This is a genomic window from Nicoletella semolina (genome assembly GCF_004345745.1).
GTDB lineage: Bacteria > Pseudomonadota > Gammaproteobacteria > Enterobacterales > Pasteurellaceae > Nicoletella > Nicoletella semolina.
In genome coordinates this window covers 123,911-146,646 of sequence record NZ_SLXJ01000002.1, presented here as the reverse complement: position 1 = coordinate 146,646, position 22,736 = coordinate 123,911, and the positions used below count along the sequence as shown (strand labels likewise).

Genomic DNA, 22,736 nt, shown 5'->3' with positions numbered 1-22,736 from the left:
TTTTTACCCTATCTCACCGCTTATTATACATCATATTAAAAACGCACTAATGCTGAACCCCAAGTCCAACCGCCACCAAAGGCTTCAAGCAAAAGCAACTGTCCACGCTGAATACGCCCATCACGCACGGCTTCATCTAATGCAACAGGCACCGTCGCCGCACTATTATTGGCATAGCGATCTAGCGTTACTACCACTTGAGACATATCCATCTCCAATTTATCGGCAGTCGCACTGATAATGCGTAAATTGGCTTGATGTGGCACAAGCCAATCCAAATCTTTCTTGTCCAAGTTATTGGCGTTTAATGTTTCTTCTACCACACTTGAAAGCTGACGCACCGCAAGTTTAAAGGTTGCATTACCCTGCATCTCAATAAACCCTGAACGCTCTTGACCACGTTGTTGCTGAGGCAAAGACAGCATATTCTCCTTATCTGCACTGGCGTGAAGATGAGTAGAAAGAATACCAGCCTCACAACTTGCCTCTAATAGCACAGCTCCAGCACCATCACCAAACAAGATCACAGTACTTCTATCTGCTTCATCAAGGTAGCGGGAATTTAAATCTGAACCAATGACCAACGCCTTTTTTACGCTGCCGTTACGCACAAATTGATCAGCCACACTCAACGCATAAATAAAGCCTGTACAGGCCGCTGCAACATCAAATGCAATCGCATCTTCAATCCCCAACTCCCCTTGAATTTGACAGGCTGCACTAGGATAAGCGTGCGAATTTGTTGTTGTACCGACCACAATTAAACCAATTTCGCTAGGATCAATATTTGCCATTTTAATCGCTTGTTTAGCCGCAGCGGCTCCCATTGTTGCCACAGTCTCGTTTTCTGCTGCAATACGACGTTCACGAATACCTGAACGAGTAACAATCCACTCATCAGAAGTCTCAACCATTTTTTCTAAATCAGCATTAGTCCGCACTTTATTTGGTAAATAACTACCCGTTGCCACAATTTTACTGTACATATTCTATTCTCATTAAAATGTCATTTGACCAACATTATACCGCAAAAAACCACAGACCTGCGTACCATAAGCAATAACATAACGAAAAACCACCAAGATTGGTGGTTTTTCAGAAATATAATAGCTAATATTTATTTGAATACTGCAAACAATTACGCTTTACAGCTATCCTGACGACATTCACAATCCGTGCTACAATAGCATTCACCCTCTTTACAACCGCAGGTTTTGCCACAGATGCAAGCTGGGGTACATTGGCACGGCTGAGTTTTACATTCAGTAGTATTTGGATAAACACGAGTAACCGTCATTTTATTCTCCTTGTGAATTGAAATTAGTTAAAAAGTTGAGCAATTTTGCTTTTGCGTTTATGATGATAAAGATTGACCTTAGGTTAAGGTCAAGATCTTTTGAAAATATTTTAAATTAGTGAAATAAGAGAGAAGATGAACATTAGCAGCGCAGCAAAGGCATCAGGGCTTTCAGCTAAACAAATTCGAGATTATGAAAAAATTGGCTTAGTTGTACCATCTCATCGCACGGAATCAAATTATCGAGCTTACTCTGAGATAGATATTCAACGACTAACCTTTATTCGCCACGCCCGTGATGTTGGGTTTTCATTAACTCAAATTAAGGATCTACTTGCATTTCGTGATGCTCCAAGCCACAATTGTGAAGAAGTATTAACCTTCACAACGAAACATATTGCCGATTTAACCGATAAAATATCGGTATTAGAGTCAATGCGTCAAAAATTAATCAGCCTACAGAAAACAAGCTGTTTAAGCGATGGACAATCTGGGTGTGCTATTATGGGTTTTGGATTTCAACAAAATAAGTAGCGGTTTACTTTGGTATTAAATATTATTTTTGCATAAGATGCTGCAAACCCAGCTCAATTTGTTGAGGGATTTGATGTTCAATCTGTGAAATAGCATATTCAATCGCATAGTAAAACGCTCTAATATTCGCTCCACCGTGGCTTTTGACCACAACAGAGGATAAACCTAACAAAGTTGCACCATTATGACGATCAGGATTAATTTGCTGTAATTTACGGTAATAGCGATAAAGTAGCATACGCAACGCTAGGCGTTTTATCTTTGTACACAAACCGAATTCTTCACTACTTTTTTTAAATAGCAGAGCTAATATATTTTTAGCCACACCTTCAAGTGCTTTAAGAGCAATATTGCCACTAAAACCATCACAAACAATCACATCTGCACAGTGGTTGGTGAGTTTATCACTTTCAATAAACCCCTGATAATTGAGATCTTGGCGTAATTTTAAATTTTGGTGTGCGGTTTTTAAAACCGTTGTACCTTTATTATTTTCTGTCCCGATATTCAGTAAATTAATACGAGGAGCGGTGAGATTTAGCATTTTTTTTGCAAAAATATTCCCCATTTCGGCAAACTGCAAGAGCAATTCACTGCTTACTTCAACATTCGCACCGAGATCCAGCATAACGGTCGATTGCCCATTCATTGTTGGAATCAATGACGTAAGGGCAGGGCGAGCAATACTAGGTAGTGGTTGGATCAGTAATTTAGCCAGCCCCATCAATGCTCCCGTATTGCCTCCGCTAATACAAGCCTGTGCTTTACCCTTGGCAACCGCCTCAATAGCCAAACGCATTGAACTCTGTTTACTTTGCCGTAGAGCTTGCACAAAAGGCATATCCATTTCAATAGCATTATCTGTATGAATAAATTGAATACGAGATCGATAAGCGGTTGAAAAACGTGAAATATATGTAGAACTCTGGCTCTGATCACCAAAGAACAAAAAAGAGAGATTTGGATATTTTTCCAAAGCTATTAATGCAGCAGGAATAGTAACACGGGGACCGAAGTCCCCGCCCATTACATCTAACGCTAAGGTTAGACGACTCAAGACAACCTCAACGATTACTTGTTAATAACTTTACGACCACGGTAGTAACCGTCAGCAGTAACGTGATGACGCAAGTGAGTCTCCCCACGAGAATCTACAGAAACTGCAGCAGTGGTTAAAGCATCGTGTGAACGACGCATATCACGACGTGAACGAGATTTTTTATTTTGTTGAACAGCCATTGGCTATACTCCTACTAAATTAGTTTTTCTTTAAATTAGCTAATACAGCGAACGGGTTCGGTTTGCTCGCCAACTCATTGGACAATTCGCCAAAAACCTGTTCCTGCGTGGACACTTCACAGTGTTCAAAACTATGCATCGGGACTAAAGGGAGCGAGATGATAAATTCATCTTCAATCATATCTAGTAAATTTATTTCGCCAAACTCATTTAGCTGAACTGGCTCATAGATTTCGGGCAAATCGTCCGCCTGATTCATATTCGACACTGGACTGAAATAAAATGTGCAGTCTAGCGTTTGCGTAAATAAATTACTACAACGTTGGCAATCTAATGATACCTCAACCATTGCTGTGCCTTTAATCACAGTCAGCTTTTGTGGATCGATATATAACGAGAGAGTAACTTGTGCATCGCTAAGCACGTTACCAACAAACTCACCCAAACGGCTTAATTGGCTAGCAGAAATACAACCAGCATAATCCATTCGACGCTGAGCATCTTTGTACGGGTCAATTGTTAGGGGCAGTTTCACCTTTTGCATAGGCTACGAATATTACCGATTGCGATCAAAATAGTCAAAGGAAAATTACAATTTAGCTAAAATTCACAGCAATCAAAGCAAACACAGTAAGAATTGAACCAAAATTAAGATTAAATAACTACAAATCATAGTAATTAGTGGAAATCTATTTCTCTCTATGCTAAAAAGTATCTTGTTTTTATGTTTAATTTATCTCAGTTTGTTTCAGAAAAATTTAAGAAAAGGAAATGTAAATGTCTCTACAAACAATCATCGAAGCTGCATTTGAACGTCGTGCAGAAATCACCCCTAATTCCGTAGATAATGACACACGTCAAGCGGTAGAAGAAGCTCTTGAGGGGTTAGATAACGGCACTTATCGAGTTGCCGAAAAAATTGATGGTCAATGGGTAACACATCAATGGCTCAAAAAAGCGGTTCTACTCTCTTTCCGTATCAACGACAATGCTATCATTGACGGTGGTGATACAAAATATTATGACAAAGTGCCACAAAAATTTACTGACTACACAGAAGAACGTTTTCAAAAAGAAGGTTTCCGAGTTGTCCCTTCTGCGACCGTACGCAAAGGTGCATTCATTGCAAAAAATACCGTCTTAATGCCTTCTTATGTAAACATCGGTGCAAGAGTAGATGAAGGCACAATGGTCGATACTTGGGCAACAGTAGGATCTTGTGCTCAAATTGGCAAAAATGTGCATCTTTCAGGCGGTGTTGGCATTGGCGGTGTTTTAGAGCCACTCCAAGCAAACCCAACCATCATTGAAGATAACTGCTTTATTGGTGCACGTTCTGAAATCGTAGAAGGGGTAATCGTTGAAGAAGGATCTGTCATATCTATGGGCGTATTCATTGGACAATCTACTAAAATTTACGACCGAGAAACAGGCGAGATCCATTATGGCCGTGTACCTGCTGGCTCTGTTGTCGTGTCAGGCAGCTTGCCTTCAAAATGCGGTAAATATAACCTTTACTGTGCTGTTATCGTGAAAAAAGTAGACGAAAAAACTCGTGGTAAAGTGGGCATCAACGAACTACTCCGCACAATTGATGAATAGTTGATTTATCACTTATACAAAATACTTGATCCTCACTTTTTTAGAAAGGAAACTAAGTATAGTAAGGACACGATTCAATAACATCGTGTCCTCTCTCATTCATTTTAGGTCAGGGCAATAATTGCTCTAAACGCCATAAATCTGCAAAGCTGGCACGGGATTTAATGAGGTGAAATTGCTTACCATCAACCATTATTTCAATCGCTTGTGGGCGAGAGTTGTAGGTTGAAGACATCGTTGCTCCGTATGCCCCTGCGGAACGGACAGCAATAAGGTCATTTTCTGCAATCGCAAGTTGTCGCTGTTTACCTAGAAAATCTGAGGTCTCACAAATTGGTCCGACTACGTCATAAATGGCATTAGGGCGATTAAGGGACTGATCTACTTCGATGATTTGCATATAGGCTTCATACAGGGCTGGGCGAATCATATCGTTCATTCCTGTATCCACAATGGCAAAATTACGATCTTCGTTTTGCTTGAGGTATTCAACCTTGGTTATCAAAATGCCTGCATTTGCAGTGATTGCCCTCCCTGGTTCAAGGATAATTTCAAGAGTTGGGTAGGATTGCAATTTTTCAAGCAATGCACTGACATACTCAGTTGGGTGTGGTGGCGTCTCGCTTTGATATGGCACGCCCAAGCCACCTCCCAAGTCTAGATGATGTAGTGTAATGCCATCTTCTTTTAGCTGTTCCATCAATATAATCAAGCGATCTGTTGCATCTAAAAAAGGTTGAAGTTCGGTTAATTGCGAACCAATATGGCAGTCCATTCCAACTATGTTCAGGTTTGGCAAAGCCTTAGCAAGGCGGTAAACCTCTCTGGCTTTATCTACGCTTATACCAAATTTGTTCTCTTTTAGTCCTGTTGAAATGTAAGGGTGAGTATGTGCATCAACATCAGGGTTGACTCTTAGGGATATTGGTGCGACTTTGCCCATTTCCCCTGCAACTTCATTAATTCGGTACAGTTCAGCAACAGACTCTACATTAAAACAACGAATGCCAACCTCCAAAGCTCGAGCAATTTCACTATGTGATTTCGCTACCCCAGAGAATACTACTTTGCTGGCATCGCCGCCTGCTACCAGCACTCGTTCCAATTCACCCTGCGAAACAATATCAAACCCTGATCCCAAGCGAGCCATAATATTTAGCAGAGCAATATTTGAATTCGATTTTACAGCAAAGCAAATTAAATGAGGGTGGTCGCCGAAGGCATCGTTGAAGGCGTGCCAATGGCGTTCGAGAGTTGATCGAGAATAGATATAAGCAGGCGTGCCATATTGTGTGATGATATCTTTTACAGCCACGTCCTCGGCAAAAAGCTGTTGATGACGATAATTAAAAAAATCCATAATTTCTCCGTATGATTCATTTTTGCTGCTGCAATCTGCAAAAACTAGCTAAAAAATCACCGCTTGCAAGCGGTGCATTTAGGTTATATTTTTGTAGCCTTTGCAATATTAGCTGGATTAAGGTTACTGCTAGGAGGTTGTGTTTCGCTAGGTTGTTTATTTTGTGCTGGAATATATAGATCGCCTTTTACCCCACAAGCACTCAGCCCCAAAAGAGAAAGCATTAGCAATAAAACGTATTTTTTCATTAACAAGTTCCCCATAAATCATATTCGTCAGCGTGAGTAATCGTAACTTGAATAATCTCTCCCACCTTCGCAGACACACCAGAGAGGTTATCAACATACACCATACCATCAATTTCAGGGGCATCAGCCATTGAGCGTCCAACAATGCCTTCTTCATCAATTTCATCAATAATCACCGCAACAGTTTTGCCAATTTTTTGAGCTAAACGCTCGGCTGAAATTTGCTGCTGTAGCTGCATAAAACGGTGGAAGCGATCTTCTTTTACGTTTTCAGGCACTTGATCAGGCATTTCGGTTGCGGTCGCTCCCTCAACAGGGCTAAATTTGAAACAACCTACTCGGTCAAGCTGTGCTTCTTGCAAGAAATCAAGCAATAATTGGAAATCTTCCTCCGTTTCCCCTGGGAAACCAACAATAAAGGTCGAACGCAAGGTTAAATCAGGGCAAATCTCACGCCATTTTTTAATTCTCTCTAAGGTGCGTTCTATTGAACCTGGACGTTTCATTGCCTTCAAAATTTTTGGGCTAGCGTGCTGAAGGGGAATATCTAGGTAAGGCAAAATTTTCCCTTCCGCCATCAGCGGAATCAGCTGATCAACATGCGGATAGGGATAAACATAATGTAATCGCACCCAAACACCAAGCGACCCCAGTTTTTCGCACAAAGTCAGCAAATCATTTTTGATTGGCATACCATTCCAAAAAACTGTTTTAGCGGTATTTGTAGCGTTTTCCCGCTTCTTATCCAGCGAGTAGGCTGACGTATCTTGCGAAACAACTAAAATTTCTTTCACGCCAGCATCCACCAAACGCTTGGCTTCATCAAGCACTTGTACAATTGAGCGACTGTCTAAATCACCACGCATTGAAGGAATAATACAAAACGTGCAGCGATGATCACAGCCTTCAGAAATTTTTAAATAGGCATAATGTTTAGGAGTAAGTTTTACGCCTTGTTTCGGCACAAGATTGAGGTAAGGATTGTATTCAGGGCGAGGCACATACTTATGAACGTGCTGCATCACCGCTTCATAACTATGCGGTCCTGTAATTTCCAAAACTTGAGGGTGGACCTCACGAATTTGATTTTCTTTTGCCCCCAAGCAACCTGTTACAATCACTTTGCCATTATTTTCCAGAGCCTCGCCAATCGACTCAAGGGATTCCTGCACCGCACTATCAATGAAGCCGCAGGTATTCACAATCACCAAATCCGCCCCTTCATAGCTTGGAATGATGTTATAACCATCTGAACGTAACTCCGTTAAAATACGTTCTGAATCGACCAAATTTTTAGGGCAGCCTAAACTAATAAAACCAATATTGGGCGTTGAATTCATAATATTCTCAAAATAGGTAATCATAAAAGTCGCTTACAGAAAGAAATAAGCAACAGAAATCAATTTTATAAAGGGGGGAATTGTACAAAATTTGCGATAAAAATACGACAGCAAGCGGTCTGTTGTATGAAAAATTTTGCAAATTTCTCTGATTTTCTATTTCCTAACCAGCTTAAGGGGGATCGAAAGGTAACCTAATCTCGCCAGAAAGTAGGGCTAAAAATCACCAATAAGGTAAAAACCTCCAATCGTCCGCATACCATTGCAAACGTCAATACCCACTTAGCACTGTCTGGCACACTGGTAAAGTTTTGGCTAATTGATCCGAGTGCAGGACCTAAATTATTCATACAAGCAATGACTGCATTAAGTGCATCAAAAATTCCCATTCCGCACGCAATTGCCGCCAGCCAGCAGATAACAAAAATAAAAAAATAAGCGGAGAAAAAAGCCCAAATACCTTCAACAACTCGCTCAGACAGGACATTTTTGCCTAATTTTATCGGTTGAATAACATTGGGGTGAATAAAGCGATGAATTTCTCGCCGACCTTGCAAATAGAGCAATAAAACACGAAACATCTTTAATCCCCCTCCCGTTGAACCTGCACAGCCGCCAATAAAAGAGGCAAGCAAAAGCAAAAGCGGTAAAAACGAAGGCCAAAGGCTGAAATCGCTCGTGGAAAAACCTGCGGTCGTAGAAATAGAGACAGCCTGAAATAACGCTTGAGATAAGTTTAACGAACCATCAGCAAAATGATTGTGCCACCATAGTACAACAAGGCAAATCACAAAGAGTGAGAGTTGAACAAGAATAAAAAAACGAAATTCATAATCTCGCCAATACAGTCCAAAAAATTGCGGTTTGGCTTGCCCCTTATAGCGACCGTGGAATTGATCCAACACCATAAAATGCAATGTAAAATTACACGCTGAAATCAATAGAAAACCTGTCGTAATATAATTTATCCACTCGCTGTTAAAATGGCCAATACTGTTGTCATAGGTAGAAAATCCCCCTATTGAAACAGTGGCAAAACTGTGCGTGAGTGCATCAAAACTGTCCATTCCAGCCAGCCAATAGGCGATGGCACAAAGTATGGTTAATGAAAGGTAAATCAACCATAAGGCTTTTGCTGTCTCTGCAATACGAGGACGCATTTTTTGCTCTTTTAATGGCCCTGGCATTTCAGCTCGATAAAGCTGCATTCCACCAATACCAAGCAATGGAATAATTGCCACAGCCAATACAATAATCCCCATACCCCCAAGCCACTGTAAAAATTGACGATAAAACAAAATGGCTTTAGGTAAATAATCCAGCCCTGTAATGACCGTTGCCCCTGTAGTTGTCAGACCAGAAAAGGATTCAAAAATAGATTCTGAGAAATTTAAATTTGGATTTTCCAATAAAATAAACGGCACAGCACCCAATGACCCAAGCACCACCCAAAACAGCACCACAATCAAAAATCCCTCTCGAGAACGTAATTCCTGCTTGTGATTACGACAAAAAGCCCAAAGCAATGTACCAACGACAAAATTTAGCACAAAGGCTTCTAAGAATTCCCAACCGCCACCATCTCCATACACCACTGCAACACTCGCTGGCACAAGCATAGTGAATGAAAAGCAGATCACTAAAATACCCACAATGCGGATAATAGAAAAAAATTGCACACGAAAACCCTTTAAAAAAATAAGACGAATAATGGTACTCGTGTTTTGCTGAGGCGACAAGATGTTCAACCAGCCTCAAAAACAAAAATCTTATAGAGTAAACTGAGGTTTAGGACATAAGAGTTAATGGCTATTTTCTTCTCGTTTTTGTTACAATATAAGCCAAATACTAATACTAATCGGTAACCTATAATGGAAAACTTGCATAATAATAATGAATGGAAGCCTTCAGCAACGATTGCTACACTGCTGAAACGAGCGGAAATAATAGCGGAACTTCGCCGATTTTTTACCGATCGTGGAATATTAGAGGTAGAAACGCCAACAATGAGCGAATTTTCTGTTACGGATATTCATCTTTCAACCTTTAGCACGCAGTTTCTTGCGCCATTTGATACACAAGCAAAAACGCTCCATTTAATTACCAGTCCTGAATACCATATGAAACGATTACTGGCGTGTGGGAGTGGTGCGATTTTCCAAATCTGTCGAGTCTTTCGTAATGAAGAAGCAGGTAGACGGCATAATCCTGAGTTTACGATGTTGGAATGGTATCGTCCACATTTTGATATGTACCGTCTGATTAATGAAGTTGATGATTTACTTCAGCAAATTCTTGACTGCGAACCTGCCGAATCCTTTAGTTATCAGTTTGTTTTCCAAACCTATGTGGGGCTTGATCCACTTTCTGCGAGCAATTCACTATTGGCTGCGAAGGCAAAAGAGCACGGTTTCCAATGTGATGATAATGAATCTCGTGATACCTTATTACAATTCTTATTTAGTGAACTCGTGGAAACTCAAATAGGCAAAACTTGTCCTACTGTGGTATATCATTTCCCTGCCACACAAGCCGCTCTCGCACAAATTAGCACTGAAGATCATCGAGTAGCGGAGCGTTTTGAGTTCTATTACAAAGGATTGGAATTAGCAAACGGCTTCCACGAATTAAGCGATGCAAAAGAGCAACTTCGCCGCTTTGAGCAAGATAATCTTGAGCGTGAAAAAATGGGATTGCCAACCAGTGCGTTAGATGAGCGTTTTTTAGCCGCATTACGAGCAGGTATTCCCCATTGTTCTGGTGTTGCGTTGGGTATTGATCGGCTATTGATGATTGCACTGAATGCAGACACGATTGATGAAGTGATGGCATTTGGCGTGAATAGAGCTTGAAGATTGGTCAATTGGAAACAAGCGGTCAGATCTTTTTCATATTTTGCAATTTATTTGCAGTGTGATATTGTGTGAATAAATCATACAATCAAGCAGTTTAAATAAAAAGTTGGAGGCGTTATGGCACGCACAACAAGCGTTACACTTGGCGAACCACTAAGTAATTTTGTCAACCAGATGGTCTAAAACGGTCTCTATGGTTCAACCAGTGAAGTCATTCATACGGCGTTGAGAATGTTGGAGGAGAAAGAAGAGCATCTTTTCCAGCTTTAGACAAGCAATTCAAGAAGAATTGAGTAGAAAGAATGTTGCGACACTTTTGATGAGATTGTGCAAGCAGCGAGGAAAAATTTGGTTTAACGCAGTCTGACAAGTATCTTCAACAATTAAAATCTGCATTAGAAACCTCGTCCAGATTTCCCAAAATAGGGCAGCTTCGTCTAGATCTTGGTTATCATATTTCTAGTTTTGTTTGTCGATTACACACTATTTTTTATCAACCAAAACAGGGCTATATCCTTGTTATTCGCATTTTAAATAACCGAATGGTTCACAAACGCTACATATAAAGGAAATATTTTGAACGATTTATTTATCATTGATTCACATTGCCATTTAGACTCACTGGATTATGACTCTTGCCATAAAAACGTTGATGAGGTCATTGATTATGCTAAAAGCCGTGGGGTTCAACATCTAGTTTCCATTTGTACCACCGTAGGACGTTTTGAGGCGATGAAAAAACTGACAGCACACCGTGCGGAAGTCTCGCTTTCTTGCGGAGTTCACCCTCTGAATGTCGATGATGAACCTTTTGATTATGATAGGCTACTTGAATATGCACAAGACTCTCGAGTTGTGGCGGTGGGAGAAACGGGGTTAGACTATCACTATACACCTGAAACCAAAGCACTTCAGCAATCATTATTTGAACAACAAATCGATATTGCTAAGCAAGTAAGAAAACCGCTCGTCGTTCATACCCGTTGCGCACGCCAAGATACGATAAATTTTCTAGAACAGGGCAAAGCAGAACAGTGCGGTGGCGTATTGCACTGCTTTACCGAAGATTGGATAATGGCAAAGCGAGCATTAGATCTTGGCTTCTATATCTCCATTTCAGGCATTATCACCTTCCGCAATGCTGAGGAATTACGAGAGGTTGTGCGTCAAGTGCCACTTGAACGCCTATTAGTCGAAACGGATTCGCCCTACCTTGCCCCTGTGCCATATCGAGGTAAGCCAAATCAACCTGCCTATGTGCGTGAAGTTTGTGAATACGTTGCAGCATTAAAAGGCGTCTCCGTAGAAAAAATGGCACACATCACCACCCAAAACAGTCAAACATTGTTCAACTTGAATACTAAGGAAATGAAATGAGAAGTTTAATAAAATATTTTTTTATTTTAGTTATGCTATCGCTGCATATTGTATTGATTGGTGCTGTCAATTACGCTTTTCCAAGCTATGACACTACTGTTATCACTGGTATGGAAGTTCGCCGTGTGGATAAAGACGGTCCAATTAGCAAGTCAAATCCCCAAGATGGTCCTGTGCGTGATGTCTACTATATTTTTACAGAGAACCCAGAAACGAAAAAGGTAATGACTTATCGTAACGAAGATACTGAGTGGGGATTTCCGCTGTATTTCAAATTTGATTCTGCACTGACACAAGCCAAAGCACAGGCCTTCGCCAATGACAGAAAACTCGTACAGATCAAATATTACGGCTGGTATTTAAGCTGGGTACACGAATTTCGTAATGTGGTTTCAATTAAATCATTAGAAGTCGATGAAAGTCCGTCTACGCCTTGGTTTAGCTATGTATTCTATGTATTTTTTGCATTTACTTTTTTCCTGTCCGTGCAACTTGTGCGAGGCTGGTTTGATAGCGAGAAATAATTAACATCGTTGATTGCTGCTTTTTAATTGAGAATTTATGAGCCACTATTTTATCGCCGATCTGCATCTCAATGAGTCTCAACCAGAACTCACCAAACGCTTTTTGCATTTTTTGCAACAAAACGCACCGCTTGCAAACTCGGTTTATATTCTCGGTGATCTGTTTGATTTTTGGATCGGCGATGATGAACACTCACCACTGATTGAGCAGGTTAAATCCGCCCTGTCCTCACTCACAAGGCAAGGCGTTAATTGTTATTTCATCTGCGGCAATCGGGATTTTTTGATCGGAAAACAATTTGCTAAAGAAACAGGCGTCATTATTCTGCCTGATTACCACCTCATTGAATTATATGGCAAAAAAATCCTGCTTTGCCACGGCGATACACTCTGCACCGATGATGTACGCTACCAGCAATTTAGGCGTAAGGTACATCAAAAATGGCTACAGCGTCTATTCCTTTTACTGCCCTTATGGATAAGATTAAAAATAGCAAAGAAAATTCGCCTTCAAAGCCAAGCAGACAAAGGCAGAAAATCTCTTACAATGATGGACGTTAATCCAGATTTTACCGCTAAAGTGGTCAAATCCTATCAAGCAGACTGGCTGATTCACGGACACACCCATAAACAAGCGGTGCATTTTATACAAAATTCTGCAACTGACGCTTTTACTCGGATTGTGCTAGGTGATTGGAAGGTTCTTGGCAATGGGAAAATAAAACAACGACAAGCTGTCGCATCAATTCTAGTGATCAATGAATCTGGTTTTAATTTTATCGAGGAAAAATGAAGCTCGTTTTTATTTTATTAGGCTTTTCAAGCATTACTTTAGGCATCATCGGTATCGTCGTGCCAGGTTTGCCCACCACCCCTTTCTTACTCTTGGCTCTCTATTGCTTTGGCAAAGGATCAGAACGTCTCCAACACTGGTTTATGCAAACCAAACTCTACCAAAAATACCTGAAAGAATTTGACCAAACTCGCTCAATGACACTCAAACAGAAAATTGGTATTTTGGCATTTTCTGCTCCGTTCTGCTTGCTCGCCTTTTTCACGATTCCAAATATTTGGGGAAAAATAACGCTGATCGCTGTCATCATATTTCAATATTATTATTTCTTCTTTCGGATAAAGACTTTAGGAAATCCGCCGTCCACGCTAGAATAGTGCCTAGTTATTGAAATGCAGAATATCCTATTACACGATGCAAAAAAGTGAGTGAAAATGACCGCTGATTCTAATAATACGCCTTCTCCCAATATTGCTTACCCTAGCCAAGAGAAACTAAAAATTGGCTTGGTGTCTGTCTCTGATCGAGCCTCAAAAGGTATTTATCTTGATGAAGGCATTCCAGCATTAACCCAATGGCTCAACGCCGCTCTTCAAACGCCTATTGAATACGAAACTCGCCTGATACCTGATGAACAAGCTATTATAGAACAAACATTAACCGAACTAGTAGACACTCTTGGTTGTCATCTTGTCTTAACAACAGGTGGCACAGGACCTGCTAAGCGTGATGTAACCCCAGATGCGACACTTGCCGTTGCACATCGTGAAATGCCAGGTTTTGGTGAACAAATGCGTCAAGTAAGCCTACATTTCGTCCCGACTGCCCTTCTATCTCGCCAAGTCGGCGTCATTCGTCATCATTCGCTTATCTTAAATTTACCAGGGCAACCTAAAGCGATTAAAGAAACGCTTGAAGGGGTAAAAGATACTGATGGAAAAGCGATTGTTCGAGGCATTTTTAGTGCAGTCCCCTATTGCCTACAGCTATTAAGTAATATTTATGTTGAAACAAATGCTGAGATCTGCGAAAGTTTCCGCCCAAAATCCGCAAGACGATAAGGAAAAGTAATGAAAAAAATTGAAGCAATTATTAAGCCTTTTAAACTTGATGATGTAAGAGAAGCACTTTCAGATATAAACATTGCAGGAATGACCGTAACCGAGGTTAAAGGGTTTGGTCGCCAAAAAGGGCATACTGAATTATATCGTGGTGCAGAGTATGCGATTGATTTTTTACCTAAAGTCAAATTGGATATTGTCGTCACCGATGAGCAAGTTGATGACTGTATTCAAGCAATAATTGATACGGCACAAACAGGCAGAATTGGCGACGGTAAAATTTTCGTGTATGACGTAGAACGTGCGATTCGCATTCGCACAGGTGAAGAGAACGAAGAGGCAATTTAGCGGTCTGATTTAACGCTTTTTTGCAAAAATTTTATATTCACTCACCATTTAAAAGGAAATATTATAATGAAATCGATCTCAGGTCTGCGTTGGTTGTGGCTTAGTCTGGGCGTCATCACTGCCGATCTATTGAGCAAATATATTGTCGTGCAACGTTTTGAGCTGCACGAAACTATCAATATTTTACCCGTTTTTAATTTAACCTATGCTCGCAACTATGGTGCGGCATTCAGCTTTTTAGCTGATCATTCAGGCTGGCAAAAATATTTTTTCTTAGGACTTGCTGTCATTATTTCAATAGTGTTAATCATCACTTTGTATAAAAACAAATCATCACAGCGATTGCAAAATATCGCCTATGCAATGATTATTGGTGGTGCAATAGGCAACGCAATAGACCGAGCTTATCACGGCTATGTCGTTGATTTTTTGCACTTTTATTGGGATATTTATCATTACCCCATATTTAATCTTGCCGATATTAGTATCGTAATGGGAGCAGCACTGCTAATTTTAGAATCCATTCTCGAATACCGTAGTAGCAAAAAAAGCAATAGACACCATAACAATAAGAGTAATCCATAATGAAAATTATCTTAGCCAATCCACGAGGATTTTGTGCAGGCGTTGATCGAGCGATTTCTATTGTCGAATTAGCACTCGAAATTCACGGTTCACCGATTTATGTCCGCCACGAAGTGGTACATAACCGTTTCGTTGTGGACGGACTAAAAGCAAAGGGGGCGGTGTTTGTTGAAGAGCTAGATGAAGTGCCTGATGGAGCGATTGTTATTTTCTCCGCTCACGGTGTTTCCCAAGCGGTACGTCAAGAGGCAAAACAACGGAAACTCAAAGTCTTTGATGCTACATGCCCTCTTGTAACTAAAGTTCATATGCAGGTCGCTCGAGCTAGTAAAAAAGGGATTAAAGCAATTTTAATTGGACACGAAGGACACCCTGAAGTTGTTGGTACTATTGGACAATATGATAATCCTCAAGGTGGAATTTTCTTAGTAGAAGATGTAGAAGATATCGCAAAGCTTAGCTTGAAAGGGGAATTAAACCTCACGTTTATGACACAAACCACACTATCTATTGACGACACTAGCGATGTTATTGAAGCACTGAAAAAAAAATACCCTGCTATTCAAGGACCACGAAAAAATGATATTTGCTATGCAACCACCAATCGCCAACAAGCGGTACGAGAGCTGGCAAAGCTCACCCAACTGGTTTTAGTTGTAGGGAGCAAAAATTCCTCTAATTCTAACCGTTTAGCCGAGCTTGCTTCTCGTATGGGTACACCTTCAAAATTGATTGACGGTCCGCAAGACATTGATCCAACTTGGCTAAAGGACGTAGATGCCATCGGTATCACAGCAGGTGCTTCTGCTCCTGAAATCCTCGTACAATCCGTTGTAGAGCATTTAAAAACCTTAGGCGTAACAGAAGTAAACGAACTTGAGGGCTGCGAAGAAAACACCGTATTTGAAGTGCCACGAGAATTACGCATCACCGAGGTCGCATAATGAACCGATTTCATCTTGAATGGCAATGTCGGCGTGGAATGCGTGAATTAGACATGCTCATTATGCCATTCTACCAACAATATTTTGACACCCTCAATGAAACTCAGCAGATTACTTTCGCCGAAATGCTCCAATTCACAGATCCCGAATTATTCCGCTGGCTTATGGGACAAGAAAAAGCACCCACCGCTCCCCTGCGAGCAATGGTTGAGCTTATTCGGACTCAACGAGCCTCTGATTTTTAAATCAGAAAAAATGATAACCTTAATTAAATCCTTTAAATGACCCTTACTAAATCCTATTCCAATACCAACAAATCAGGTAAAGTGGCAAAGCTCTCTGCTTTGACAGTCTTATGAAAATCATCAATATAGACGGTAGGCAGATCGGATTCTCGCATTGCTCCATAGAGGTTACTGTACAGTCCTTTTTTAGTAATTTTACGAGCAACAACATAGCCTCTTTCTAAATAAGGTTTTACTGCCCAATAAGGTAGTGCGGCAACGCCTCGGCGACTGGCTACAAGCTGAATAATGGCGATGGTCAACTCGCTGGTACGGCGAGTGGGATTAATCCCAACGGGATACAGCACTTTACGCAATAAATCCAGCATATCATCAGGGACAGGGTAGTGGATTAATGTTTCGTGACGAAAATCTTCTGCTTCCCAAATCATTTTTTGAGCAAGAGGGTGATCTTTTGAGCAAATTGCCACCATTTCATATGAAAACAAAGGGTTGTAAATAATACCACTGGTGTCTTCTTTTTTGGCAACTACCGCCCAGTCAGCACGGTGATTGAGCAGTAGACCGACTGTGTCAGTATGAAAACCCGATACAATATCTAATTCAACCAATCCCCAACTCTGGCGAAATCGATCCATTGCGGGCATTAGCCAATCAAAACAAGTGTGACATTCCACCGCAATACGTAGTTCACCCACTTCGCCTTGTTTTACTCGAATAAGATCCGATTCAGCCTCTATCACCTTTGGTAAAATATCTTGTGCGAGCTGAACTAAACGCTCTCCAGCAGGGGTGAAGTGGATAGGTTGCGTTTTTCGCTCAAACAGCGGTAATTCGTATTGCTCTTCTAGAAGTTTAATTTGATGTGAGAGTGCTGATTGTGTGAGATGAATACGTTTTGCTGCTGATGAAACGCTGCCACTTTCTTTTAAAGCAAGCAGTGTTTTTAGGTGGCGTAACTCTAAAAAATGCGGTTTCATTTAAGCATTTCCTAACTAAAAATATCTGAAGGGGTAATGCTAGAATACTAGCAAATAAAATGATCATAACATAGGGGAGAAAGGAGTAAATCAATATAACACGCAACACAGATCACATTTTACGGCGTTTAACCTAAGATCTCTTGGCAGAATTTGGCTAAATTCTTTATTATAGCGATAAAAATTTGCAAAATTTCACGAGAAAATGACCGCTTATGACATTCAATCTTAATATCAACCTACCTCAGACAAATGGAAAATTTCAAGATCATCAAACGTTAGGCAATCTAATCGGGCATTCTGATACCCTTGCGATTGTGCAAACTGCTGAACAATTTGATGGCTTAAGTTTAGTTATCACGCCTGACACGCATACTGCGTTACGTTTGGAGAAAAGCCTGCCGCAATTCACTACGTTACCTGTACAACTTTTTCCAGATTGGGAAACCTTACCTTACGATAATTTTTCGCCTCATCAGGAAATTATTTCCGCTCGTTTATCGGCATTGTTTCATTTACAACAAAGCAGTAAACAGATTGTCTTGCTACCAATCACCACGTTGCTACAGAAAGTTTGTCCTCCGAGCTATTTGGCAAATAATGTATTGTTAATCAAAAAAGGCGATCGTTTTTCGATTCAAGCTCTCCGTTTACAATTAGAAAATGCTGGGTATCGAGCAGTTGAGCAGGTGCTAGAATTTGGTGAATATGCGGTGCGGGGGGCATTGCTTGATCTCTATCCGATGGGGTCAGACAGTCCGTTTCGTTTGGATTTTTTTGATGATGAAATTGATTCTATTCGCACTTTTGATGTGGATAGCCAGCGTACGATCCACGAAATCACCGAAATTAACTTATTACCTGCCCACGAATTCCCAACAGACAGCACTGGCATTGAACATTTTCGGACAAAATTTCGTGAGCAATTTGGCGAAGTCCGCCGTGAGCCTGAACATATTTATCAGCAAGTGAGTAAGGGGATTCTAAACGCAGGGATTGAATATTGGCAGCCATTGTTTTTTACTGAAATGGCGAGCTTATTTGATTATCTTGCTAAAAATACGCTATTTATCACCTTTGATGGGATCAGAGAAAAGGCGGAACAATTCCATAAAGATGCGAGAGAGCGTTATGAAAGTCGGCGGGTTGATCCGATGCGACCGCTATTACCGCCAGAGCAATTATGGTTTTCACTGGAGCAAATTCATCGCTTATTAAAAGGTTATCCACGCCTAAGTTTGGTTGCAGAAAAAATTAGAAAATCGACCGCTAAGCAAAATGCCAACCTTGTGGCTCTGCCTGCCATTGCAGTGCTATCAGGACAGAAAGATCCTTTTGTTGCATTCAATCAGTTTCGAGAGGCATTTAAAGGGCAAATTTTACTCTCAGTGGAGAGTGAGGGGAGGCGAGAAACATTACTTGAACTACTTGCTCCCTTAAAAATTAAACCAAAGCAAGTGAAATCGCTCGCTGATATTGATTCTTCAATGTCGTTAATGGTGTCATCGCTTGATCAAGGATTTATCATTGAAAATGCAAGCGGTGAGAAATTGGCAATTATTTGCGAAACCGATCTGCTGGGTGAAAAGGTACATTCAAAAAGAGCAGAAAAAAATCGTAAAACCGTCAATCCTGACACGTTAATTCGCAATCTAGCAGAGTTAAAAATAGGGCAAGCGGTTGTGCATTTGGAAAATGGCGTAGGACGTTATGCGGGTCTAACAGTGTTAGATACAGGTGGCATTAAAGCAGAATATCTGGTCTTGCAATATGCCAATGAAGCAAAACTGTATGTGCCAGTGGCTTCGCTTCATCTTATTTCTCGTTACATTGGCGGATCAGATGAAACCGCTCCTTTACACAAACTCGGTAGCGAGGCGTGGGTAAGAACCCGTCAGAAAGCCGCTGAAAAAATTCGTGATGTCGCGGCTGAATTATTAGATGTGTATGCTAAACGAGAATCACAGCGAGGCTTTGCATTTAAGTATGATCGTGAGAGTTTCGTGCAATTTAGCAGTACCTTTCCATTTGAAGAGACAGAAGATCAGCAAATGGCGATTAATGCGGTCATCAGTGATATGTGCCAAGCGAAAGCGATGGACAGACTGGTCTGTGGCGATGTTGGGTTTGGTAAAACAGAAGTCGCTATGCGAGCTACATTCTTAGCGGTGGAAAATCATAAGCAAGTTGCCGTACTCGTTCCTACTACGCTTTTGGCTCAACAACATTTTGAGAATTTTAAAGATCGTTTCGCCAATTATCCCATTAATGTCGAAGTGTTATCACGTTTTAAAACAGCAAAAGAGCAAAAAGCGATTTTAGCCAATGTTGCAGAGGGGAAAATTGATATTCTCGTTGGTACACATAAGCTATTACAAGATGATATTCAATTCCGTGATTTGGGGCTGCTCATCATTGATGAAGAACACCGTTTTGGTGTTCGTCAAAAAGAAAAAATTAAGCAACTTCGTGCTAACGTTGATATTCTCACGCTAACCGCAACACCTATTCCAAGAACGCTGAATATGGCACTAAACGGAATGCGAGATTTATCCATTATTGCCAGTCCTCCTGCTCGTCGCCTGACCATAAAAACCTTTGTACGACAAGGTGATGATAATGTTATTCGAGAAGCCATTTTGCGTGAGATTTTGCGAGGCGGACAAGTCTATTATCTACACAACGATGTAGCAACTATTGAGAATTGTGCGACTAAATTGGCAGAACTTGTACCAGAAGCACGCATTGTGATTGGACACGGACAAATGCGAGAGCGTGATTTAGAACGTGTTATGAATGATTTTTACCATCAACGTTTTAATGTCTTAGTTTGCTCCACGATTATTGAGACAGGTATTGATGTGCCGACAGCGAATACGATTATTATCGATCGAGCAGATAAATTTGGTCTGGCACAGCTACATCAACTGCGTGGACGAGTAGGACGCTCTCATCATCAAGCATACGCCTATTTACTCACCCCTCCCCCTAAAATGCTGACAAAAGATGCAAAACAGCGACTAGAGGCATTAAGTTCGATTGATAATCTTGGGGCAGGCTTTGTGCTAGCAACGCACGATTTGGAAATCCGAGGGGCTGGCGAGTTATTGGGTTCAGAGCAAAGTGGACAAATTGAAAGTATCGGTTTCTCACTGTATATGGATTTGTTGGAAAATGCAGTTAAAGCATTGCAAGACGGACGAGAGCCAACGCTTGATGAAATTACTCAAAATCAAGTAGAGATTGAATTACGAGTGCCTGCGTTGTTGCCTGAGGACTATATTGCTGATGTGAATATCCGTTTGTCCTTTTATAAACGGATTGCCAGTACAGAGAATGCAGAAGCATTGAAAGATCTGAAAGTGGAACTTATCGATCGCTTTGGAATACTCCCTGAATCCACTCGTAATCTATTTCAAATTACCCAGCTTCGCCACCTCGCAACGCCACTAGGTTTAAAGAAGATCGAGGCTGGAATAAATGGCGGTTATTTGGAATTTAAACCCACTGCACAGCCTGACCCAACGAAATTTTTGCAACTGATACAAGCAAATAAGAGCGTTTATAAATTTGAAGGGCAGCAAAAATTTCGATTCAACTTACCGCTCACGAACTCTTCAGACAGACTGAAATTTGTTGAAGAGCTGATTGCAAAGTTATCGGCATAACAACTTTATTTATTACAACTTGCTCTGACTACACCATTTAATGTCATTAATTGGTGTAGGATTTTGTTTAAATGGGTAGCATCAGAGGCCGAAATCCGCAAATTAACCTGGAGAATGCCGTCTTCTTTTGGCTCACTTTGAATACTTAAAATATTGCTGTTTACTTTTGCAATAGTCGTAATCACGGCTGCGAGGTTGCCTTGCTCGTTGAGAAGATCAAGGGTAATTTCCGCTTCAAGTTCAGGAGCAATGTCTAAGGAATGCAAGGTTGTGCTTCCAATGAATTCACTACGTTCTTGGCGTTTTAGACTGTTACGAATGCAAGAACGTGCTCGAGCAGTTACCACAAAATTGAGCCAAAGCTCGTTTAGGCATTCTGTTTCAGCCGTTTTTATCTCAATGGTTTGCCCTGATTGCAATGGTTGAGAAAGTGGGTAGGATTGATGATCGACCACTGCACCAAGGCAGCGATCACCAATATCAGTATGCACCGCATAAGCAAAGTCTATAGCTGTCGCATTAGCTGGCAGCTGTACAATGCGACCTTTTGGTGTAAAGACATAAATATCACTCGAGAAAAGATCAGATTTGACATTCTCAATAAATTCCGCCGAATTTCCTGCACTTTGCTGCATTTCGACAATGCTTTGAAGCCATTGTTTTGCCCTTGCCTGCACGCTGGTATTTTGCTGCTGGTATCCCCAATAGGCAGCCACACCAAGCTGTGCCATCAAATCCATTTCTTCAGTTCGAATCAGCACATCAACAGGCACGCCTTTTGGACCAATCATAGAGGTGTGAAGCGATTGGTAGCCGTTTGTCTTAGGCACAGCAATGTAGTCTTTCACTTGAAATGGACGAGGTTTATACAATGCGTGCATCTGTCCCAATGTTCGATAGCAATTATCTAGATTTTCAACGACAATGCGGAAACTATAAATATCCAAAATAGAATTAAAATGCTGCTGCTTTTCCTGCATTTTTTGGTAAATATAATAAAGTGGACGCTCTTTACCGTAAATGCGAGCTTTAATGCCAACGTTTTCCAGCCTTTCTTGCATTTCACTAGATAGGCGTTGTATCAATTCACGCAAATTGCCACGAGCCGCTTCAACAGAGCGTTTAATCACCTCATAACGGTGGGGATACATTGCTTTTAAGCAAAGATCACCTAACTCATTTTTCAGGTATTCCATACCCAAGCGATGAGCCAGTGGTGCATAAATTTCAAGGGTTTCTTTAGCAATACGCTGGCGTTTATCTGGACGCAATGCACCAAGCGTTTGCATATTATGCGTACGGTCAGCGAGCTTTATCAACACCACTCGAATGTCTTTGGTCATTGCCAAAATCATTTTACGGAAGTTCTCAACTTGAGCTTCTTGGCGTGTGCGAAATTTCAGTTTATCCAGTTTTGAAACCCCTTGCACAATTTCAGCCGTGCTACAACCAAATTCCGCTGCAAGCTGTTCTTCCGTATAAGGCGTATCTTCAATCACATCGTGTAGTAGTGCCGCCATCACCGCTTCGTGATCTAATTTCATCTCCGCAATGATGCAAGCGACTGCAACAGGGTGTGTAATGTAAGGCTCTCCAGTCGAGCGAAACTGCCCCTCGTGAGCATTGCGTGCAGCAATAAACGCACGTTTAACAAGTGCAATTTTATCTTCAGGCAAATAGCCTTTAATTAAGGTATTTAAACTTTCAAACAACTCCACACAACACCTTCCTTACAT

At 41.0% G+C, this 22,736-nt stretch carries 24 protein-coding genes and 2 pseudogenes; 15 read left to right on the top strand and 11 right to left on the bottom strand.

What is annotated here, in order from left to right; translation table 11 throughout:
* Positions 1 to 35: 35 nt before the first annotated feature.
* Together EV693_RS02120 and EV693_RS09465 are read right to left on the bottom strand one after the other, a co-directional pair.
* Complete coding sequence (locus EV693_RS02120; protein ID WP_132500742.1) at positions 36 to 986, bottom strand: beta-ketoacyl-ACP synthase III; 951 nt, start codon at positions 984 to 986, stop codon at positions 36 to 38.
* Between the two features lie 152 nt (positions 987 to 1,138).
* Positions 1,139 to 1,297 carry a hypothetical protein gene (locus EV693_RS09465; protein ID WP_165904864.1) on the bottom strand — a complete coding sequence of 53 codons (159 nt, stop codon included), beginning with the start codon at positions 1,295 to 1,297 and terminating at the stop codon, positions 1,139 to 1,141.
* Between the two features lie 135 nt (positions 1,298 to 1,432).
* On the opposite strand from EV693_RS09465, the gene EV693_RS02115 reads away from it, so the two are divergent.
* A complete protein-coding gene (locus tag EV693_RS02115) occupies positions 1,433 to 1,831 on the top strand; it encodes a MerR family transcriptional regulator (RefSeq protein WP_132500741.1) in 399 nt (132 codons plus the stop codon).
* A 22-nt stretch (positions 1,832 to 1,853) separates the two neighbouring features.
* Here EV693_RS02115 and plsX read toward each other — a convergent pair whose 3' ends face one another.
* The 3 genes from plsX to yceD are packed head-to-tail and all read right to left on the bottom strand — an operon-like array spanning position 1,854 to position 3,614.
* Complete coding sequence (gene plsX / locus EV693_RS02110; protein WP_132500740.1) at positions 1,854 to 2,888, bottom strand: phosphate acyltransferase PlsX; 1,035 nt, start codon at positions 2,886 to 2,888, stop codon at positions 1,854 to 1,856.
* A 14-nt stretch (positions 2,889 to 2,902) separates the two neighbouring features.
* On the bottom strand, positions 2,903 to 3,070 hold the full coding sequence (gene rpmF / locus EV693_RS02105) for a 50S ribosomal protein L32 (protein WP_132500739.1): 168 nt from the start codon (positions 3,068 to 3,070) through the stop codon (positions 2,903 to 2,905).
* Positions 3,071 to 3,089: 19 nt separating this feature from the next.
* On the bottom strand, positions 3,090 to 3,614 hold the full coding sequence (gene yceD, locus EV693_RS02100; protein WP_132500738.1) for a 23S rRNA accumulation protein YceD: 525 nt from the start codon (positions 3,612 to 3,614) through the stop codon (positions 3,090 to 3,092).
* 233 nt (positions 3,615 to 3,847) lie between these two features.
* On the opposite strand from yceD, the gene dapD reads away from it, so the two are divergent.
* Positions 3,848 to 4,672, top strand: coding sequence for a 2,3,4,5-tetrahydropyridine-2,6-dicarboxylate N-succinyltransferase (gene dapD, locus EV693_RS02095; protein WP_132500737.1), 825 nt, complete (start codon positions 3,848 to 3,850; stop codon positions 4,670 to 4,672).
* Between the two features lie 109 nt (positions 4,673 to 4,781).
* On the opposite strand, the gene lysA is transcribed toward dapD, so the two are convergent.
* The 4 genes from lysA to EV693_RS02075 form a co-directional block, all read right to left on the bottom strand.
* Positions 4,782 to 6,032 carry a diaminopimelate decarboxylase gene (lysA, locus tag EV693_RS02090; RefSeq protein ID WP_132500736.1) on the bottom strand — a complete coding sequence of 417 codons (1,251 nt, stop codon included), beginning with the start codon at positions 6,030 to 6,032 and terminating at the stop codon, positions 4,782 to 4,784.
* Positions 6,033 to 6,115: 83 nt separating this feature from the next.
* On the bottom strand, positions 6,116 to 6,280 hold the full coding sequence (gene lptM / locus EV693_RS02085; RefSeq protein ID WP_207906466.1) for an LPS translocon maturation chaperone LptM: 165 nt from the start codon (positions 6,278 to 6,280) through the stop codon (positions 6,116 to 6,118).
* Complete coding sequence (gene rimO, locus EV693_RS02080) at positions 6,280 to 7,620, bottom strand: 30S ribosomal protein S12 methylthiotransferase RimO (RefSeq protein WP_132500860.1); 1,341 nt, start codon at positions 7,618 to 7,620, stop codon at positions 6,280 to 6,282. Before rimO ends, lptM begins: the two co-directional genes overlap by 1 nt.
* 194 nt (positions 7,621 to 7,814) lie before the next feature.
* Positions 7,815 to 9,299, bottom strand: coding sequence for a TrkH family potassium uptake protein (locus tag EV693_RS02075; protein WP_132500735.1), 1,485 nt, complete (start codon positions 9,297 to 9,299; stop codon positions 7,815 to 7,817).
* 192 nt (positions 9,300 to 9,491) lie between these two features.
* Here EV693_RS02075 and epmA point away from each other — a divergent pair, with 192 nt between their 5' ends.
* The 12 genes and pseudogenes from epmA to EV693_RS02015 all read left to right on the top strand — a co-directional run bounded on the left by epmA (position 9,492) and on the right by EV693_RS02015 (position 16,352).
* A complete protein-coding gene (gene epmA, locus EV693_RS02070; protein WP_132500734.1) occupies positions 9,492 to 10,472 on the top strand; it encodes an elongation factor P--(R)-beta-lysine ligase in 981 nt (326 codons plus the stop codon).
* A 198-nt stretch (positions 10,473 to 10,670) separates the two neighbouring features.
* Positions 10,671 to 10,745, top strand: a pseudogene (locus EV693_RS09735) (type II toxin-antitoxin system ParD family antitoxin); the annotation flags it as partial.
* An 86-nt stretch (positions 10,746 to 10,831) separates the two neighbouring features.
* Positions 10,832 to 11,041 (top strand): annotated as a pseudogene (locus EV693_RS02060) (type II toxin-antitoxin system RelE/ParE family toxin); the annotation flags it as partial.
* Positions 11,042 to 11,051: 10 nt separating this feature from the next.
* Positions 11,052 to 11,852, top strand: a complete 801-nt coding sequence (locus EV693_RS02055; protein ID WP_132500733.1) for a TatD family hydrolase — start codon at positions 11,052 to 11,054, stop codon at positions 11,850 to 11,852.
* Entirely contained in the window at positions 11,849 to 12,376 is a 528-nt protein-coding gene (locus tag EV693_RS02050) for a DUF1523 family protein (RefSeq protein ID WP_132500732.1), read from the top strand. The genes EV693_RS02055 and EV693_RS02050 overlap by 4 nt, the downstream gene beginning before the upstream one ends.
* 37 nt (positions 12,377 to 12,413) lie before the next feature.
* A complete protein-coding gene (gene lpxH, locus EV693_RS02045) occupies positions 12,414 to 13,169 on the top strand; it encodes a UDP-2,3-diacylglucosamine diphosphatase (protein ID WP_132500731.1) in 756 nt (251 codons plus the stop codon).
* Positions 13,166 to 13,546: a YbaN family protein gene (locus EV693_RS02040; protein ID WP_132500730.1), complete on the top strand. Its 381-nt coding sequence runs from the start codon at positions 13,166 to 13,168 to the stop codon at positions 13,544 to 13,546. Before lpxH ends, EV693_RS02040 begins: the two co-directional genes overlap by 4 nt.
* A gap of 57 nt (positions 13,547 to 13,603) precedes the next feature.
* On the top strand, positions 13,604 to 14,230 hold the full coding sequence (gene mog, locus EV693_RS02035; RefSeq protein WP_132500729.1) for a molybdopterin adenylyltransferase: 627 nt from the start codon (positions 13,604 to 13,606) through the stop codon (positions 14,228 to 14,230).
* A 9-nt stretch (positions 14,231 to 14,239) separates the two neighbouring features.
* On the top strand, positions 14,240 to 14,578 hold the full coding sequence (locus tag EV693_RS02030) for a P-II family nitrogen regulator (protein ID WP_132500728.1): 339 nt from the start codon (positions 14,240 to 14,242) through the stop codon (positions 14,576 to 14,578).
* Between the two features lie 66 nt (positions 14,579 to 14,644).
* Positions 14,645 to 15,163 (top strand): signal peptidase II, encoded by a 519-nt coding sequence (gene lspA, locus EV693_RS02025; RefSeq protein ID WP_132500727.1) that lies wholly within the window; start codon positions 14,645 to 14,647, stop codon positions 15,161 to 15,163.
* Entirely contained in the window at positions 15,163 to 16,107 is a 945-nt protein-coding gene (ispH, locus tag EV693_RS02020) for a 4-hydroxy-3-methylbut-2-enyl diphosphate reductase (protein ID WP_132500726.1), read from the top strand. The genes lspA and ispH overlap by 1 nt, the downstream gene beginning before the upstream one ends.
* Positions 16,107 to 16,352, top strand: a complete 246-nt coding sequence (locus tag EV693_RS02015) for an FAD assembly factor SdhE (RefSeq protein WP_132500725.1) — start codon at positions 16,107 to 16,109, stop codon at positions 16,350 to 16,352. The genes ispH and EV693_RS02015 overlap by 1 nt, the downstream gene beginning before the upstream one ends.
* A gap of 53 nt (positions 16,353 to 16,405) precedes the next feature.
* Here EV693_RS02015 and EV693_RS02010 read toward each other — a convergent pair whose 3' ends face one another.
* Positions 16,406 to 17,332: a LysR family transcriptional regulator gene (locus tag EV693_RS02010; protein ID WP_132500724.1), complete on the bottom strand. Its 927-nt coding sequence runs from the start codon at positions 17,330 to 17,332 to the stop codon at positions 16,406 to 16,408.
* A 215-nt stretch (positions 17,333 to 17,547) separates the two neighbouring features.
* Between EV693_RS02010 and mfd the strand changes: the two genes are divergently transcribed.
* The gene (gene mfd / locus EV693_RS02005; protein WP_132500723.1) at positions 17,548 to 21,000 is read left to right on the top strand and encodes a transcription-repair coupling factor; all 3,453 of its coding nucleotides are present in this window, start codon (positions 17,548 to 17,550) and stop codon (positions 20,998 to 21,000) included.
* Positions 21,001 to 21,005: 5 nt separating this feature from the next.
* Here mfd and EV693_RS02000 read toward each other — a convergent pair whose 3' ends face one another.
* A complete protein-coding gene (locus tag EV693_RS02000; RefSeq protein ID WP_132500722.1) occupies positions 21,006 to 22,718 on the bottom strand; it encodes a RelA/SpoT family protein in 1,713 nt (570 codons plus the stop codon).
* Positions 22,719 to 22,736 lie beyond the last annotated feature (18 nt).